Source organism: Flavobacterium sp. GW821-FHT11G01 (genome assembly GCF_058808175.1).
In genome coordinates this window covers 32,276-50,899 of the sequence record NZ_JBXARK010000007.1, presented here as the reverse complement: position 1 = coordinate 50,899, position 18,624 = coordinate 32,276, and the positions used below count along the sequence as shown (strand labels likewise).

Sequence of the window (18,624 nt, the reverse complement as noted above, 5' to 3'; positions counted from 1 at the left end):
ATAATCAACATCATTATTCACACTTTTTTCATTTTTATTTATATGCGTATTTTCTATTTTATATTGATCTTTTTCTGTTTTATTGCTTGTAATAAAAAACAGAATACGGAAGAATATCACAAATATACCAACGATTTAATTAATGAAACAAGTCCGTATCTTTTGCAGCACGCGCACAATCCTGTTAACTGGAATGCGTGGAATAAGGAAACGCTGAACAAAGCGAAAGCAGAAAATAAACTTATTATTATTTCTGTAGGTTATTCTGCTTGCCATTGGTGCCATGTTATGGAGCAAGAAAGTTTTGAAAATGAAGCTGTCGCCAAATTAATGAATGATAATTTTATCAGCATAAAAGTAGATAGGGAAGAGCGACCTGATATTGACCAAATTTATATGAATGCCGTTCAATTAATGACTGGCAAAGGCGGGTGGCCTTTAAATTGCATTGCACTTCCTGATGGTCGTCCTATTTTTGGCGGTACTTATTTTACCAGAGAAGAATGGACAAAAGCCTTAACAGAACTCTCTGATTTGTATAAAAATAATCCCAAAAAAGCGAGCGAATATGCAGATAAATTAGTGGCAGGAATTCAGAAATCACAATTAATTGCGGTTAATAATAGTAAACCTGATTTTACAAATTCGGAGCTTTCTCAAGCTATAAAATTATGGCAAAAACAATTCGATTATAAAGAAGGTGGGATAGTTGGCGACATCAAATTTCCTATGCCAAACGCGTTGAGCTTTCTGCTCCGTTATAGTATTCAAAATAAGGATAAAATAATTCAAAAATATGTGGAAACAACACTCACAAAAATGGCTAATGGCGGAATTTACGATCCAATTGGTGGTGGTTTTTGCAGATATTCAGTAGATTCAAAATGGCATGTTCCTCATTTTGAAAAAATGCTCTATGACAATGCACAATTGGCAAGTTTATATGCTGATGCATATCTGGCTAACCCAAATGAATTGTATAAAAAAACGGTAGTTGAAACACTAAATTTTGTCGAAAAAGAACTCATGGCATCCAACGGCGCTTTTTATTCTTCTTTAGATGCTGATAGTAAAAACAAAGTAAAAAAACTGGAAGAAGGCGGGTATTATGTCTGGAAAAAAGAAGAATTACAAGCTTTATTAAAATCAGATTTCAAACTTTTTCAGGAGTATTACAATATTAATGAAAATGGTTTCTGGGAAAATGGAAACTATGTTTTGTACAAGACGCAATCAGATAAAGACTTTGCAATCAAAAATAAACTAACCTTAACAGAATTAAATTCTAAAATAAAAAATTGGAAACAGATACTTTTGGTAGAGAGAAACAAAAGATCAAAACCTCATTTAGATGACAAAACCTTAACTTCATGGAATGCTTTAATGATAAAGGGTTATGTTAGTGCTTATCGCGCATTTAAAAACCCGCATTATAAAGAAATCGCTTTAAAAAATGCCGATTTTATTGTGAAGAATCAGCTTCAAAAAGACGGAAGTTTAAATCATAATTATAAAGACGGCAAAAGTAGTATTGCTGGTTTTTCAGAAGACTATGCTACCGTTATAGATGCATTTATTTCTGTATATCAGATAACACTTGATGAAAAATGGCTCAACAAAGCAAAGCAATTAACAGATTATACCATAACTCATTTCAGGGATAAAAAATCAAATCTGTTTTATTTTACTTCTAATGCTTCAACAGAATTAATTACCAGAAAAATGGAAATTGCAGACAACGTAATTCCAGGTTCTAATTCTATTCTTGCACACAATTTATTTTTATTGGGACATTATTATTCTAATGATACTTACGCCAAAATTGCGCAACAGATGCTGAATAATGTAAAAGAAGATGCTTTACAGTCTCCAACTGAATATTACAATTGGCTGAATTTAATGCTCAATTATACCGGTAATTATTTTGAGGTTGCCATTTCCGGAAAAGATGCCATTAGTAAAACAAGCCAGCTTCAAAATTATTATTTGCCTAATATTCTTATTGCAGGAGCTACCAAAGAAAGTAAACTTCCAATTTTAGAAAATCGTTTCACAGACAATGAAACCTACATTTATGTCTGCATTAACAAAGCCTGTAAAATGCCAGAAAGAGATGTGACTATAGCAGTGAGTAAAATAAAAAATAGTTTATAGAATCTATTCTCATCAGTTGTTGATTTTCAGTTATTTGATGTAATTTTTAGTTTATCAATTTTTGTAGGTTATTTAATGGAATTGAATTAAGTCTTTATAATTGTCAGTGTTTTGTTTTAAAACTATCTTCAAAATATGTTTAATTCAATTTTTTATCCTGAAAAATAAATAGAATGTTTTTATAATGCTTTTTTTTGGCAATTATTGAATAAAATATTTAAGCAACCGGTTGTGTATTATGTGTTTTTGTTTATATTTGTAGTAAGTACACTTATTAATTTAGGTACGATATAATTAAATAATAAAGACTTTGAGTTTAGATTTAAAAATTAATATTGGTTATAAGTGTTATTCTACAAAATTGGTTTGTAACTAAGTGTAAGTGTTAGTTTTTAAATTAAAGCCGAAAGCTTAATTACTTTCGGCTTTTTCATTCCGTTAGAAATTATACAATTTATAATTCGATCAGGTTAAAAAGTATTAACAATGAATTTAAAATCATGAAATTAAAAATTGTTTTATTGTTTTTTGTCTTACTGAGTTCCTGTTATTCCTGGTCGCAACAAATACAATTGCAATCACCTAATAGAAAAATTGCAATGAGTTTGCATGCTATGGATAATGAAAATCAAGTGAAATGGTATTTAAAAATTTACTATCAGACCAATAATAATTTATCTGAAATAATTTCAAAAGTGAGCTTAGGACTTTCAAGAAGTGATCAGGATTTTTCAGATAAACTTCATTTTTTAAAAGCATCTAATCCACGAATCATAAAGGAGCATTATGAACTTCCTTTTGGTAAAAAAGCAATACGCGAAAATACGGCGAATGAAATAATTGTTTCTTTTGAGAATCCTAAAAAAGCAAAATTAAATCTAATTATAAGAGCTTATAATGATGGAATTGCATTTCGATATGAATTCCCGGAAAAGCAAGGTTCTTATATCATTAATGATGAATTTACGGCTTATCAAATACCAAAGAAAAATAAAAGATGGCTTGAAAAATGGAATCCGGCAAATGAGGGTTTGTATGCTGTTTCTAGTGATAGCACTATAATTCAACAAGAATGGTGTTATCCTGCATTATTTAATTCATCAAATAAATCATGTTGGTTTTTGCTGCATGAGGCCGATTTAGATCGCAGTTATTGCGGAACCAAATTGAGTAATACAAAAGATATAGATAGTTACAAACTTACATTTCCCGATCAACAAGATGCCAGAGGAACTGGTGAATCAAAACCAAAAATTTCACTTCCATGGCAATCTCCGTGGCGAGTAATTACTATTGGCAGTTTGAATGATATTGTAGAAAGTACTCTAATTGAAGATATATCGACTCCAACTCGTTTTAAAACAACGCAATGGATAAAACCGGGAAAAGTATCATGGAATTACTGGTCAAGTAACCATGGAACCAAAGATTATAAAACCGTATGTGAGTTTGCTGATTTAGCCGTAAAAATGAATTGGCCCTATACGCTTTTAGACTGGGAATGGGATAATATGACCAATGGTGGAAATCTCGAAGATGCCTTAAAATACATACATTCAAAAGGAATAACACCATTAATGTGGTATAACTCAGGTGGAGACCACACCTGGGTACCGTCTACTCCAAAAGACAGAATGCTTACGCATAAAAACAGGGTTGAAGAATTTATAAAACTAAAAAAACTCGGTGTAGCAGGGATTAAAGTTGATTTTTTTGAAAGTGAAAAACAAGATATGATCAAATATTATCTTGATATTTTAGAAGATGCTGCTCAGTTTGAAATGATGGTCTATTTTCATGGCTGTATTGTACCACGTGGCTGGTCACGCACGTATCCTAATTTAATGACTTATGAGGCAGTCCGGGGAGCAGAATGGTATAATAATGGTCCGGAATTTTCAATTACAGCACCACAACATAATACGATTTTGCCTTTCACAAGAAACATAATCGGAGCAATGGATTATACGCCTGTTACTTTTACGAATTCGCAGTATCCGCATCATACTTCTTATGGGCATGAACTGGCGCTTTCTGTAATTTTTGAATCTCCTTTGCAACATTTAGCTGACAGGCCAGAAGGATATTATGAATTGCCTGAAGAGGCTAAAACATTTTTAAAAGAAGTACCTACAACCTGGGATGATACAAACTTAATTGATGGCTATCCAGGGCAGGAGGTAGTTATGGCACGTCGAAAAGGAAATGTTTGGTATGTGGGCGGAATTAGTGCTTCTGAAAGTAAAGAGGCAACAAAAAATATCAAGCTGGAATTTTTAAAAGAAGGAGTTAATTACCGTGCAGTTTTAATTGCTGATGGCAAACATGATAAAGCTTTTGATTCGCAAGTTTTAGTAGTGGATAAAAATTCAACTATTGAAATAAAATTACTGCGCAGAGGAGGCTTTGCAATTTCATTAACCCCAATGGATAAATAGCTTTAAATGAATAAACAATGACGCAATAACTATAAAACCAAACCAAAAAATATTAAAATGAAAAATCAAACCAAAATTTTATTTGCACTATTATGTTGCCTGTCAGTAATTAAAATAACAGCACAAAATCCTATAATCAAAAATATTTTCACTGCAGATCCGGCGCCTATTGTGCATAAAGGAACGTTGTATCTGTACACGGGACACGACGTGGCAACGGAGCAGGATACGAATTACAAAATGGCCGATTGGCGTGTGTATTCGACAACAGATATGGCAACATGGAAAGATCATGGAGCACCACTTTCACCAAGCACATTTTCATGGGCGACCGGCGATGCTTACGCAGCGCAATGTATTGAGAGAAAAGGAAAGTTTTACTGGTTTGTTTCTACATTTCACAAAAAAGATGATGTAAGCGGAGGCGGTGCTGCAATAGGAGTAGCCGTTTCCGATAGTCCGACTGGTCCTTTTAAGGATGCAATTGGCAAAGCACTTATCATTAATGAAATGACAACAGATATGACATATGCCTGGGATGATATTGACCCGACAGTATTTGTTGATGATGACGGACAAGCTTATATGTTTTGGGGTAATGGTAGCTGTAAATGGGTAAAACTAAAAAAGAATATGACTGAAGTCGATGGTCCAATTACGACTTTGAAACCTAAAAATTATATTGAAGGGCCATGGGTGTATAAGAGAAAAGGAATTTATTATTTAGTATACGCCAGTGCAGGTACAAAACCCGAAATGATTGAATATTGTACCGCCAAAAATCCAACCGGACCATGGACATATCAGGGAATTATTCAGGAAAATGTACCCAATAGTTTTACCACACATCCCGGAATTATTGATTATAAAGGCAAGTCATACTTTTTTTATCACAACGGAAGTTTGCCTACAGGCGGCAGTTACAGACGCTCTGTTTGTGTAGACTATATGTATTATAATGAGGACGGAACCATTAAAAAAATAATACAAACCACTGAAGGTGTCAGCAAAATCAAGTAACGACTTATTTTCAATTTTAATTTTTTGTCCCATGAAAAAAAGAATTGACTTCATTTTCGTCTTCTTTGCTTTGCTCATACAGGCTATGGCTTTGGCGCAAGCCCAAAATCCATTAATTTTTGCTGATGTGCCTGATTTGTCTATCATTAGAGTTGGTAAAAATTATTATATGAGCAGTACTACCATGCACATGAGTCCGGGTTTACCTATTATGAAATCTACAGATCTTGTGAATTGGAAACTGATTAATTATGCCTATGATACTTTGGCAGATATGCCGGAGTTAAATTTGACAGAAGGAAAAAGTACCTACGGGAGAGGTTCTTGGGCGAGCAGCCTGCGTTTCCATAATGGGATGTATTACGTGACCACTTTTGCACAAACTACTGGTGAAACCTATATTTTTAAAACGAAAGATATAGAAAAAGGAAATTGGCAAAAAATCTCGTTTAAACCTTCTTATCACGATCATTCTTTATTTTTCGATGACGATGGTAAGGCCTATTTAATTTATGGTTCCGGCAAAATCAAATTGGTGGAATTAAATGATGATTTAACGGGAATTAAACAAAATGTACCTGAGAAAGTTATTATAGAAAACGCCAGTGAACCCGCTGGAAATAATATCATGTTGGGTGCTGAAGGTTCTCAATTATTCAAAATAAAAGGAAAATATTATCTCTTTAATATTTGTTGGCCTCAGGGCGGAATGCGTACCGTAATTATTCATAAAGCAGACAGTATTAATGGTCCATGGGAAGGAAAAATAGCCTTGCAGGATTTAGGCGTTGCGCAGGGCGGATTGATCGACACTCCGGATGGAAGCTGGTTTTCCTATCTTTTTCGTGATTTTGATGCTGTGGGCAGAATTCCTTATCTCGTTCCTGTAAAATGGGAAAAGGATTGGCCGGTATTGGGAGAGAATGGTAAAGTTCCCGAAAAATTAAATCTGCCAGCCACTAAAAGTTTAATTCCGAATTTGGTTGCTTCTGATGAATTCAATCGCAAGAAAGAGCAAGAGACATTTCCATTAGTTTGGCAATGGAATCATAATCCAGATAATGCGCTTTGGTCTTTAAAAGAGAGAAAGGGATTTTTACGACTTAAAACGGGAAGACTTGATACTGATTTTCTTCAGGCAAGAAATACACTTACACAACGCACGATTGGTCCAACAAGTTCAGCGTCTGTTTCTCTGGATGTTTCTACAATGAAAGAAGGAGATTTTGCAGGATTAAGTGCTTTACAAAAAGAGTACGGATTGGTAGGGGTGAAAGTTGAAGGAATTACAAAATCAATAGTAATGATAAAAACTGATAAGGATAAAGCTGTTGAAATACAGCGAATTCCTCTGTTTCAAAATCAGGTTTATTTCAAAATTGATTGTGATTTTACGAATAAAAAGGATGAAGCTAATTTCTTCTACAGTTTAGATGGAAAAGTCTGGAATTCGATAGGCGAAACATTAAAAATGAAATATACGCTTCCACATTTTATGGGCTATCGTTTTGGCTTGTTCAATTATGCAACAAAAAATACTGAAGGATATGTTGATTTTGATTGGTTTAGAATTAATTATTAAAAAGACAAAAATGATAATAGATAAAAATTTTATAAGCGAATCTCTGGTTAGAATTCACTTTTTAGTACTGCTTTTTGGATTGATTTTACCAGTTTTGGTCGTTAGTCAAAATAAAAAGAAAATAGAAAAATCAGAATCCAAAACACCTCAATACCGCAATCTATTTAAAGAAGCAGGTTATAGTCAAACTGAAATAGACAAAAAATTAGCCAAAGCGTATTACGATGTTTTTGAGGGACCTAATAAAGTATATTTTGAAGAAGGTGATTCGTTAGGATATGTATCGGATGTCAAAAATAAAGATGCCCGTACCGAAGGAATGTCATATGGAATGATGGTTGCCGTTCAGCTCAATAAAAAGGAAGTTTTTGACCGAATCTGGAGATGGTCTGTAAAATACATGCAACATCAGGACGGCCCAAGAGAAGGCTATTTTGCATGGAGCGTAAATCCCGAAACTAAAAAGCAAAATTCAGCTGGTTCTGCTTCAGACGGAGAATTGTACTATATCACGAGCTTACTTTTTGCTTCTAATAAATGGGGAAATCATACAGGAATAGATTATTACAAAGAAGCCAGAAGAATATTGGATGCTATGTGGAAAAAAGACGGCACCGGTAATGTTCATAATATTATAAATACAGAGCATAAACAAATATCTTTCGTGCCGGAAGGAGGAGGGTATAACTGGACAGATCCTTCTTATCATGTTCCTGCATTTTATGAAATATGGGCATTGTATGCCAAAGATGGCCACGAGCAATTTTATGCAGCATGTGCCGATGTTTCCCGTAATTTTCTTCATAAAGCTACTCATCCTGTAACGGGTTTAAATTCAGATTACACCGAATTTACAGGAGAACCTCATCCTACACCGTGGATGCCTCCAGGATTTCGTTATGATTCCTGGCGCGTTCCCATGAACATCGCAATGGATTATACCTGGTACGGAAAAGATAAAAAATGGCAAGAAGAGTATGCTCAGAAATTTCAAAATTTTCTTAGATCTAAAGGTTTAGACACTTTCGAAGATCAATTTAATCTGGATGGTTCTACTCCTGATTTTATTCTGCAGGCTGGTACAGTCAAAAAACTCAGACACTCTATTGGATTAGTGGCCACTTCGGCTACTGCATCTTTAGTCAATCCCGATAAAGCAAGTATGGATTTTGTTCATGCAGTTTGGAAAGCGAAGCTTGAACCGTATGACGACGGTTATTTTGATCCGTATTATGATGGGTTAATGTATCTCTTTAGTTTAATGCATTTAAGTGGTAATTATCAAATTATAAATCTGGCAGTTAAATAAATTTTAAACTTAAAAAATAAAATTATGAAACAATATACAGTTGGTATTTTATTGTTTATTCTGTCACATAGTTCCTTTTCACAGAATTTGGTACTAAACGAAAAAGAATATTTCGAAACTCCAGGCTTGAATGTCTGGGTTTTTAATAACGAATACAACGGAATGTTTTTTGATGAAAAAACGGCCGGAATAGAGTTTATCCATCATGGTGTAAGAACAGTAACAGGCGGAGCAATCAGACTTCAAAACACACCGGAACAATGGGATTTAATTCCGAAAATGATCAGTCGAAAAGTCGACAAGGCAAGTAATACCATTGAAGTTACACTAAGATATGAGGAGTTTGATTTTGATTCTAAAATCATAGTTACACCAAAAGGAAAAGGTTTTGTCATTAATGTTGTATTGGATAAACCAGTTCCGAAAGCTTTAGAAGGAAGAGCAGGATTTAACCTGGAATTTATACCCACTTCCTATTTTGAAAGCAATTATTTAGTAGACGGAAAAGCGGGAACTTTTCCCAGATATCCTGCAAGTAATACTGAAATTCGACCGTTATCTCAAAAAATCCCACAATTTGCCGGACATACCACATTTGATGATCGTGGAAGAAATGAATTTATAGCAACTCTTCCTTTAGAATCGGGTAAGACTTTAATTCTTGCGCCCGAAAATCCGGAACGCACGGTAAAAATTCAATCCGAAGATCAGCAAATCATGCTTTTTGATGGAAGAAATCTGGGGCAAAACGGTTGGTTTATCGCGCGAAGTATTCTTCCCATAAATAAAAAAGGAAAAGTACTGAGCTGGTATGTAGAACCCAATGCGATACCGAATTGGAAAAGAGAACCTGTAATAGGATTTTCTCAGGTTGGTTACATGCCAGGCCAAAAGAAAGTAGCTGTTATCGAACTTGACAAAAACGATCAGGCATTAAATACCGCATCGGTTTTTAAACTTGGTGACGACGGAAAATTTGTGGAGAAACTAAAAACCGACGTCAAGGTTTGGGGAAATTATCTTAGATATAATTATGCCCAATTTGATTTTAGTGCTGTTCAGGAAAAAGGACTTTATTATATTCAATACGGAGATCAGAAAACAAATACTTTTCAGATAGAAGATGATATTTATAAAAACATTTGGCATCCAACAATGGACGTTTGGTTTCCTGTTCAGATGGATCATATGGAAGTAAACGAGGCGTACAGAGTCTGGCACGGAAAACCGTTTTTAGATGATTGTCTTCAGGCGCCCGTTAATCACGAACATTTTGATGGTTATAAGCAAGGCCCAACTACAGAGACAAAATACAAACCTTTAGAACGTATCCCCGGAATGTCAGTAGGCGGATGGTTTGATGCCGGTGATTTTGATATCCAGACTTTTTCGCATGTTAGCGTAATCAACAGTTTTGTTGAATCATGGGAAGCATTCAAAGTCAATAGAGATGAAACGTATATTGATCAAAAAACACAGTTTGTAGACATTCACCGTCCTGATGGTCAGCCTGATTTATTACAGCAAATTGAGCACGGAGTATTGAATCTTGTTGCACAAGTTGAAAATATTGGGCATCCTGTAAGAGGGATCGTGGTTCCTAATCTTCATCAATACCATCATTTGGGAGATGCTTCGACAGAAACAGATAATCTACCTTATAATCCATCCCTTAAACCTTATGAATCGAATGGAGTTTCCAGCGGTACACTTGATGACAGATGGGCCTTTACAAACCGAACTTCATTTCTTGATTTCAGAACAGCAGGTGCTTTAGCATCAGCAAGCAGAGCTTTAAAAGGATATAATGACGAGCTTTCTGCTAAATGTTTGTCACTTGCTATAAAGTTGAACAACGAAGCAACTGAATTGGATAAAAAAGCAAAACCAGATAATAACCCAATGTCGAGATGGGGTAAAGGAAGTGATATGATTGCGATCTTGCAACTTTACTTAAGCACAAAAGACGAGCAGTATAAAAAAAGTTTTGAAGATAAAATATGGAAATTACTGGATGAAAATGTAGAATTTAATATTAACTCAGCACTATTAGCAGTGCCTTCTATGGATGATAATTATAAGCAAAAATTACGTGTCTATGTGATTAAGTATAAAGAAAAAATGGACAAAGAAAATGCTGAAAATCCATATGGTGTACCTGTTGCAAAGAGAGGATGGGGTGGTAGTTCACAGGTTATTAACTGGGCAAGTACAAATTATTATATCCATAAAATTTATCCTGATATCATGGACAAAGAAAGTGTTTATCAGGGACTGAATTATATCTTGGGCTGTCATCCTTATTCTAATTTATCTTTTGTAAATGCGGTCGGAAACAGATCTAAAAAAGTAGCCTATGGTGGCAATCGTGCAGACTTTACCACAATCGCGGGAGGAGTAGTTCCGGGACTTATTTTTCTTAAACCAGATTATTTAGAGAATAAAGATGACTGGCCATTTTTTTGGGGAGAAAATGAATGTATTATAGATGGCGGCGCATGGTATGTTTTTCTGGTGAATGCTGTAAACGAGCTGGCAAAAGAAAAATAATAACTTAACGAAAAAGAGAATAATCAATTTAATATGAACAGATTTTTATTTATTGTAGTTGTTCTAATCAACATAAATAATGTTTTTGCACAAACAGCAACTGACAGTATAAAAACGCACAAGCTTTCTCCTGTAACAGTTGAAGGAAGTCGTATTTCACTAGATATTCAGCGTCTTGAACCCATACAGGGAACCTATATTTTTTCGGGTAAAAAGACAGAAGTTATTGAGATGACACAAAAGAATGCTGCTATTACAGAGAAATACGGCAGACAAATTTTTGCAAAAATACCTGGTGTATTTGTTTATGATATGGATGGCACTGGCAATCAGGTAAACATTTCTACCCGCGGACTTGACCCGCATCGTGGCTGGGAATTTAATATGCGGAAAGACGGTATTATAACCAACTCTGATATGTACGGTTATCCTGCCAGTCACTATAATATTCCTATGGAAGCCGTTGAACGAATCGAGTTAGTTAGGGGAACAGGTTCTCTGCAATATGGTGCACAGTTTGGCGGTATGTTAAATTATATTGCTAAACAACCCGATACGATTAAGCCAGTTACTTTTGAAACCATTAATACGCTTGGGTCATACGGTTTGGTGAGTACTTATAACAGTTTGTCCGGCAAAATAGGCAAATTCCGCTACTCTGCCTGGGTAAATGGAAAATGGATAACCGGTTATCGGGAAAACAGTGACTCAAGTTTTGATGCTGAAGGAGTTTCTTTTTATTATGATGCTTCAAAAAATTTAAATTTTAAACTGGAATGGACACATTCTAATTATATTACCCATATACCCGGACCTTTAACGGATAGTATGTTTCATGAAGACCCTAAAATGTCAACACGATCGCGAAATTATTATCAGCCAAATATTCACATTCCATCCTTAACAGCAGATTGGAATGTCACTTCTTCAACAAAATTGCGATTGACAACTTCAGCTCTTATTGGGGCGAGAAATAGTGTTATGTTTGACAGACCCGCCAATATTGCCGACACGATTGTGCCTGCGACACTTCAGTATAACAATCGTCAGGTCGATATTGATCATTTTAATAGTTATACAACAGAGTTGCGAATGCTTCAATCGTATAAATTTCTCAAACAAACAAATTCACTTGCAGCAGGTATTCAGTATATGAATAACGATCTGCACCGCCAACAGCAAGGAAAAGGTACAACAGGAACCGATTATGATTTATCGCTTGTAACACCAAGCTGGGGCAGAGATCTTCATTATAAAACAAACAACATAGCATTATTTGCAGAGAACCGATGGATGTTTACAAATCGATTTTCAGTAAATACAGGAGTTAGAATGGAAATTGGTGAAACTAATATGACGGGTGTTACAACTTATTATTCTGACGCGGAATTGCCTAACAAAATAAAACACAATTTTCCGTTGTTTGGTGTAAGCACGCAATATGATGTAACAAAAGATATCAATATTTATGGAGGATGGTCGCAAGCTTATCGACCTGTTATTTTTAAAGACATTATTCCTCAATCTGTTTACGAAGTAAGCGATAAAAATCTGAAAGATGCTTACGGATATAATGCAGAAATTGGTTTTAGAGGCAAATGGAAATTTCTAAAATGGGATGCAACTGGTTTTTATCTGCAATACAACAACCGTTTGGGTACGCTGGCACAAACAGACATAGCAAACAATCTGATTATTTTCAGAACCAATATTGGCGACTCACATACGGCAGGGCTTGAATTCTTTTTGCAGGGAGATTTTTCTTTGAGTAAAAAAGCTGGTTTATCTTTGTTTACGTCTACCTCATATATGGATGCGCGTTATCAGGATGCCGTGATCAGGTCAAGTAACAGTAATGTAAATGTTAGTGGTAATAAGGTTGAAAGTGTTCCGGCATGGATTTCCAGAAACGGAATTACATTTAAGTATTCAATCGCCAGCTGCTCTGTACTTTATAGTTATAATTCTGAGAGTTTTGCCGATGCACTAAATACTGTAACTCCTTCTGCTAGCGGTGCGGTAGGTTTGGTTCCCGCTTATCAGTTACTTGATTTAAATTTTGCAATCCGATTGACAGAAAACATAAAATTTCAATTTAATGTCAGCAATGTTTTAGACGAACATTATTTTACGAAACGTCCACAATTTTATCCAGGACCAGGTGTTTGGCCTTCAGATGGAAGAACATTTTCAGGAACAGTATTTGTAAAAATATGAAAAAGATAATACTAAAAGAAAGGTGTTTTTGAAATAGGTGAGATATACTAAAATACTTTAATAGTTTTTAAGGTTTTGAAGCAATAACTTAAAAGCAAAAACTAGTTTGAAAATTGGGTAAAGAAGTAAATGTAAAAAGCACCTCATTGAGGTGCTTTTAGAAGGAAAAATGCTCCAAACTTTATTTTTAATCCTGGTGATTATGTAATTTGCATACTACTATAAAAACAGGAACAGATGAAAGTACATTCCAAATTAAAAATGCATTAAGGATATTAGGTAAGTATTAATGTTTATCTTCCTATAAAGGAAAAAAAATAAATATATTCTTTTTTACTTTCCGGTCGGAATAATATCAATTATTACGGTACGGTTGTAAAAACGTTCTTCAGGAAGTTTGTTTTCAAAAACAGCCATACTTTCATCTTCTCCAAAACCCTGTACTTCGAATTTCACATCTTTTCTGCCTGAAGCGGATAATGCTTTTTCGATAATCCCTTTCACTTCATTGGCTCTATCCAGTGATAAAGTCAAATTATGAGATTCTTCGCCAATGATATCGGTATGACCATGAATAATTACAACACCATTTTTAGGTATTTTGGGTGCTACAACTTCGATTAGGTATTTCTCATACATGGCAATTGCTTTTGATTGGTTAAATTCAAAAATGATGCTGTATCTAAGTCCTTCATCTGTTTTAGATGGTGTCCAAAGCACCATATGTGTAGTAGTTGCCTTTTGTACGATTGAACCGTTTTTGGTTTTTCCGATCATTTTTATTTTATAATCGCCTTCAGAACGGGTTCCCATTATATCTTTACCAGAAATACTTACTTTTTCTTGTGTGTAAGGGCCAAAAACTTTTACTTTTCCATCCGGATCAGTAGTTTCAAGAGACCATGAAGAATATGCCTCACGTGCACCGGATGCATCAACAGTAACATAACTATCGATAGGAGCTTCCTGTACGGTAACAAACTCTAATGGTTTTAATGGTGCATCAGGACCCGCTTGAAATTCCATCAATAATTCAGGTGAATTACTTTCGATAGAAACTCTTCGATCTCCCTCGCGAAGCAGCATTAATTCTTTTGTTGCTCCAGGCTGTTCAGATGGAATATTAGGTTTTAACTGTCCCTTTGTTGTGATTCGGGCCACATTTATTTCAAAAACATCAACTAAATAGGTTTTGACAGCCATAGCCATTGCCATTCCATCGTCAGTTCCTTTTTCTGAAGAACCGGTAAGTGTAATATTTGTTGAAGGATTTTTAACCATTCTGTTTCCAAGAATATTAATTATATTGTAATAAACTGCCATTTGTCTGGCAGAACGACCTGATGGATTTACACTTGCCGTAATTCCGATTTGCTCTTCATTGAAATCTTTTACATTTTCTTTTTTCAATAATTTGTAGCGGCTTGGAATTTTATCTGATCCCAAATCGAAAAAAACATAATTACGCAAAGGAAAAACTTCACGAACATTACGTTCTCCCGGAATATTTTTAGGTGCATTTACAGAAAACTGTACTTGTGATTCCGGTGCTTCTGGAGTCGAAACTGCAGTTCCTTGTCCAAATTTAAGCGCCATTCCTACTCGAAGAGCTGTTATGTTCCAGGTTTCGGTTGTGCGTGGATGCTGTCCGAAATACGGCTGAAAATTCACAAAAGGAGATAGAATAAATTGTGTTTTATGATTTTGCGACGATAGCGGAATATCATAACCAGCACCAATCTGCATTGAAATAAGTGTCTTGCTTACTGCATCAAAATCTCCTCTTACCGCTGGCTGTGCCTCTTGGTTGGGAACATTAGGATTAGTTCCTATTGAATATTTAAATGATTTATCAACATTGAAAGCCAAACGAGGCCCTCCATACAGATAAAAATTAGATTTGAAAGGTGCAAAACGAATGCTTGGCTCTATAGTAATGTAACTTAAGTTTACAGATAAATCTGCAGGACAGTTACAAGGTGTAATTTTCTGGTCAAAAGAACCTTTTCTACTGTCGTAACCTGCCTGAAACATAAATCCTAATCTGGTATCCGGTTTGTAAAATTCGACGAGCGGCGCTAAATATAAACCTGCACCTTCGCCATTATGAAAAGTAACCGGAGGAGTCAGACTTGCATTCAGCTGATGTGTTGAACCACGATAGAAACTATAGTTGGTGGCACCTGCAACACCAAAATACCAGGAAGGTTTTGAGTAATACACTTCTTGTGCCTGAAGTGTAGTCTGGGCACCTATGTATAACAAAGTCAACAGTAAAAACTTGTTTAAGAGTGTTCTGTCTGAAACCAACCTTGTATGTAATTTTGTTTTAAAACTAATTTTAGTTTTCATTTACGTTTATTTAGTTGTTATTTTTTTATGGAGAAAAATCCCGTCCGAAAACGGGATTGATTATGTAATACTGTTATTTAAGGAACATTTATGGTTGTATTGACCATGGTTACAGAAGCAACTAAAGAGATTGCCCTTCCATTAAGTACGGTTTGATTGGCATTTCCGGCAGTAGAAAACGTAACGCCTGAACTGGCAATTATAGTTCCTACCATCGTACCGCCTCCGGCACTGTTGATTGTAGCGGCGCTTCCTACATACCAAAAAACATTTTTAGGTAATCCTCCGTTGATCATTATAACACTTTTTGCACCTGTAGGTCCTGCAATTCCAACAGTAAGTCCCGAAGCAGTTTGAAAAATCCAGGTTGCATTTGGATCTCCCTGCGCATCAAGAGTTAGATTGCCATTGCTGATTTTGAAAGTACCGCTTGCTGATTTATAAACGCCCGGTGCTAATGTTAACCCACCTAATTCTCCTGCATTTGGATCTGATCCTCCTGGTTTAGCAGCCGGTGAAATACTTAAATAAGCTGCATTTGCATCCAATAATGCTTTTTGTGCAATTAGCAATGATGTTGCTGTTCCCGGAGCCGGTGGTGCCGTAAAGATATCACCTGTTACATTTCCAACATTTAGTGGAGTTTCGGTATACACGATAAGACCGTCATGAAATCCTGTAATCAGTGTCGAAGCGGCAGTTGTTCCAATGCTTCCGTTGTTTATTACTGTATTTAATCCCTGATTTGTTACTCCGGCGTTTCCACCAAAAGCACCAAATATAGAAGCAGTACCTAGGTCTATATTTACTTGTACGGGAGGTACGAGCATAGTGGTAAATTTCCAAACATAATCATTTGCCAAGGCAGTTCCCGAAGCACTTTTTGCCCCATTTGTAATAGTTGCTGTATAAACAGTTCCTATTGTCAGCAGGTTTGTTGGTTTAAACGAAGCTGTAGTTCCGGAATAAGAAACTGTACCCGGAATCGTTGTTGTTCCCTGTTTCAGCGTAAATGTTGTTGTATTGATTGAAGCCACATCCATAATACTACTAAAATCAGCCGTTACAGTTTGATTTAAAGCCACATTCAAAGCATTGTTAAGCGGGTCAGTTGCAGTTACTACGGGCACATTATCTGTAGTGAAATTCCATGTATAAGGCGCTGCCATTGCAGTATCAAGCGAGTTTTTTGCTCCGGTTGTTATCGTGACAGTATAGATTTTATTGGCCAGTAAAGGAGTTACAGGAACAAAATAGACTGTTGATCCTGTATACGAAATTGTTCCCGCAACGGCAGTAAGTCCCTGATTTACTTTGAAAGTTGTGTTGTTTAATGTAGACGCATTCATCACCATATTGAATGTTGCCGAAATTGTTTTGTTTAACGGCACGGCAAGTGCATTATTAATAGGATCTGCAGTAATGACTACAGGCCTTAAAAGTGTACCTGTTGAAAATACCCATACATATTCTAGCTGTAAAAAGTTTCCCATTACATCTTTGGCCTTTGTAGTGATTCTTGCCGTATAAGTAGTGTTCTCTGCAAGCAAACCTCCTGGTGTAAATGACGCTGTTTTTCCCGAGTAACTCACTGTTCCTGCAATAGGAGTTGTCCCCGCTACAATAAAGGTAGACGACGTGATAGAACCTGGATCCATCTCTTCATTGAATGTAGCAGTAATGACTTGACTCACAGGTATATTTAAGGCATTACTTAATGGGGTCGTCGACTCCACAATAGGACAAACTCCATCGACTTCTTCAAAATCATCGTTTTCGCATCCGGTAATTAATGCGATACATATTATAGCAAAAGTGAATAGTAAATTTTTAATTTTCATTTTATTTTCTTTTAAGAATTGGATTATTTCCACTGGTAAAGGTGATGTCGAATGATGCTTAAACATTATACAATTCTCACTAAGAGTTGCATGATTAACACTGTTAGCTTTTTAAAAAGAATGTAGATTTTTTGTCCATTTTTAGGTATGAATTCCAACGAATGCACATTCTCAGAACCGGACAAATAATCTATATAGATGATCTTTTTAAGTTGCCCGGATATAAACGTCGGGGTTATGCAGGGAGATTATTCAAATTTGTAGTGAAAAAGGTAAAAGAGCAGATCATAAAATCAATTCACTTAGATAGTGGATTTTCTTTACACCCAGCTCACAGATTATATTTATCACAAGGTTTATTTTCTGGCCTGTCATCATTTCACAAAATTTATTGAAGCATAATGGTACATATAAAAAAAAGAAGCACTTGCTGATTTCTTGAACTACATTAACTTTTAGATGTATGGCGCAGGTTAGCTTTGCAGAAAATTAAACACATGAAAAAAATATTAGTAATTAATTCAAGTCCTCGTGATGACAGATCACGCAGCAGAAGACTTGCTAACACATTTATTAAATCCTGGAAAGAACAAGTACCCGCTGCACCAATAACCTTTCGAGATTTAGCATCAACCAATGTTCCACATGTGAGTGAAACGTGGATTGCTGCAGCATTTAAGCCTGAGGCCGATAGAACAGCAGCTGAAACTGAAGCATTAAAATTAAGTAAAGAACTTATTATTGAATTGAAAGAGGCTGATGTAATTGTTCTTGCAGCCCCAATGCATAATTGGACAATTACCAGCTCTCTTAAGGCTTATATTGACCAGGTTTTAAGAGTAAACGAGACATGGAAACTTAATACCGAAGATCTTTTGAATCCTTACATCGGTCTATTAAAAAATAAAACTTTATTTCTGTTAACCTCAAGAGGAGCTCAAGGGTATGAAAAAGGTGAGTATAATGAGCATATGAATTTTCAAACTCCCTATCTAAAAATGGTCTTCAAAATTATTGGAATAACAGATATTCATGAAATTACTGTTGATGGAGAAGGATATGGTCCGGAAGCAATTGAACTTGCGATCCAAAAAGCAAATGCAAAGGTTACAAGTTTAATAAAAAAATATTTTTATAATCATTAAGCATTGATTTGGTATT

General features: G+C 35.5%; 11 protein-coding genes. 9 read left to right on the top strand and 2 right to left on the bottom strand.

The annotated features are described in order from the left end of the window. Positions 1-42 precede the first annotated feature (42 nt). The 7 genes from AC1RRN_RS13775 to AC1RRN_RS13745 all read left to right on the top strand — a co-directional run bounded on the left by AC1RRN_RS13775 (position 43) and on the right by AC1RRN_RS13745 (position 13,270). A complete protein-coding gene (locus tag AC1RRN_RS13775) occupies positions 43-2,154 on the top strand; it encodes a thioredoxin domain-containing protein (RefSeq protein ID WP_492967835.1) in 2,112 nt (703 codons plus the stop codon). Between the two features lie 500 nt (positions 2,155-2,654). After that, a complete protein-coding gene (locus tag AC1RRN_RS13770) occupies positions 2,655-4,592 on the top strand; it encodes a glycoside hydrolase family 97 protein (protein WP_492967834.1) in 1,938 nt (645 codons plus the stop codon). 57 nt (positions 4,593-4,649) lie between these two features. Further along, positions 4,650-5,612, top strand: a complete 963-nt coding sequence (locus AC1RRN_RS13765; protein ID WP_492967833.1) for a glycoside hydrolase family 43 protein — start codon at positions 4,650-4,652, stop codon at positions 5,610-5,612. A gap of 31 nt (positions 5,613-5,643) precedes the next feature. Beyond that, complete coding sequence (locus tag AC1RRN_RS13760) at positions 5,644-7,194, top strand: glycoside hydrolase family 43 protein (protein ID WP_492967832.1); 1,551 nt, start codon at positions 5,644-5,646, stop codon at positions 7,192-7,194. Positions 7,195-7,204: 10 nt separating this feature from the next. Beyond that, entirely contained in the window at positions 7,205-8,503 is a 1,299-nt protein-coding gene (locus tag AC1RRN_RS13755; RefSeq protein WP_492967831.1) for a family 8 glycosyl hydrolase, read from the top strand. A gap of 24 nt (positions 8,504-8,527) precedes the next feature. After that, the gene (locus tag AC1RRN_RS13750; RefSeq protein WP_492967830.1) at positions 8,528-11,053 is read left to right on the top strand and encodes a glycoside hydrolase family 9 protein; all 2,526 of its coding nucleotides are present in this window, start codon (positions 8,528-8,530) and stop codon (positions 11,051-11,053) included. Between the two features lie 33 nt (positions 11,054-11,086). Continuing rightward, positions 11,087-13,270, top strand: a complete 2,184-nt coding sequence (locus tag AC1RRN_RS13745; RefSeq protein WP_492967829.1) for a TonB-dependent receptor family protein — start codon at positions 11,087-11,089, stop codon at positions 13,268-13,270. A gap of 333 nt (positions 13,271-13,603) precedes the next feature. On the opposite strand, the gene AC1RRN_RS13740 is transcribed toward AC1RRN_RS13745, so the two are convergent. Then, positions 13,604-15,622 carry an outer membrane beta-barrel protein gene (locus AC1RRN_RS13740; RefSeq protein WP_492967828.1) on the bottom strand — a complete coding sequence of 673 codons (2,019 nt, stop codon included), beginning with the start codon at positions 15,620-15,622 and terminating at the stop codon, positions 13,604-13,606. Between the two features lie 77 nt (positions 15,623-15,699). Then, positions 15,700-17,463 (bottom strand): Ig-like domain-containing protein, encoded by a 1,764-nt coding sequence (locus AC1RRN_RS13735; RefSeq protein ID WP_492967827.1) that lies wholly within the window; start codon positions 17,461-17,463, stop codon positions 15,700-15,702. Positions 17,464-17,624: 161 nt separating this feature from the next. Here AC1RRN_RS13735 and AC1RRN_RS13730 point away from each other — a divergent pair, with 161 nt between their 5' ends. Together AC1RRN_RS13730 and AC1RRN_RS13725 are read left to right on the top strand one after the other, a co-directional pair. Next, positions 17,625-17,858, top strand: coding sequence for a GNAT family N-acetyltransferase (locus AC1RRN_RS13730; RefSeq protein WP_492967826.1), 234 nt, complete (start codon positions 17,625-17,627; stop codon positions 17,856-17,858). A gap of 102 nt (positions 17,859-17,960) precedes the next feature. Beyond that, positions 17,961-18,608 carry an FMN-dependent NADH-azoreductase gene (locus tag AC1RRN_RS13725; RefSeq protein WP_492967825.1) on the top strand — a complete coding sequence of 216 codons (648 nt, stop codon included), beginning with the start codon at positions 17,961-17,963 and terminating at the stop codon, positions 18,606-18,608. Positions 18,609-18,624: the final 16 nt, after the last annotated feature.

Coding starts and splice junctions, on each gene's coding strand:
- AC1RRN_RS13750 (WP_492967830.1), top strand. CDS start 8,528: ATGAAACAATATACAGTTGGTATTTTATTGTTTATTCTGTCACATAGT.
- AC1RRN_RS13765 (WP_492967833.1), top strand. CDS start 4,650: ATGAAAAATCAAACCAAAATTTTATTTGCACTATTATGTTGCCTGTCA.
- AC1RRN_RS13760 (WP_492967832.1), top strand. CDS start 5,644: ATGAAAAAAAGAATTGACTTCATTTTCGTCTTCTTTGCTTTGCTCATA.
- AC1RRN_RS13740 (WP_492967828.1), bottom strand. CDS start 15,622: ATGAAAACTAAAATTAGTTTTAAAACAAAATTACATACAAGGTTGGTT.
- AC1RRN_RS13775 (WP_492967835.1), top strand. CDS start 43: ATGCGTATTTTCTATTTTATATTGATCTTTTTCTGTTTTATTGCTTGT.
- AC1RRN_RS13735 (WP_492967827.1), bottom strand. CDS start 17,463: ATGAAAATTAAAAATTTACTATTCACTTTTGCTATAATATGTATCGCA.
- AC1RRN_RS13730 (WP_492967826.1), top strand. CDS start 17,625: ATGCACATTCTCAGAACCGGACAAATAATCTATATAGATGATCTTTTT.
- AC1RRN_RS13755 (WP_492967831.1), top strand. CDS start 7,205: ATGATAATAGATAAAAATTTTATAAGCGAATCTCTGGTTAGAATTCAC.
- AC1RRN_RS13725 (WP_492967825.1), top strand. CDS start 17,961: ATGAAAAAAATATTAGTAATTAATTCAAGTCCTCGTGATGACAGATCA.
- AC1RRN_RS13770 (WP_492967834.1), top strand. CDS start 2,655: ATGAAATTAAAAATTGTTTTATTGTTTTTTGTCTTACTGAGTTCCTGT.
- AC1RRN_RS13745 (WP_492967829.1), top strand. CDS start 11,087: ATGAACAGATTTTTATTTATTGTAGTTGTTCTAATCAACATAAATAAT.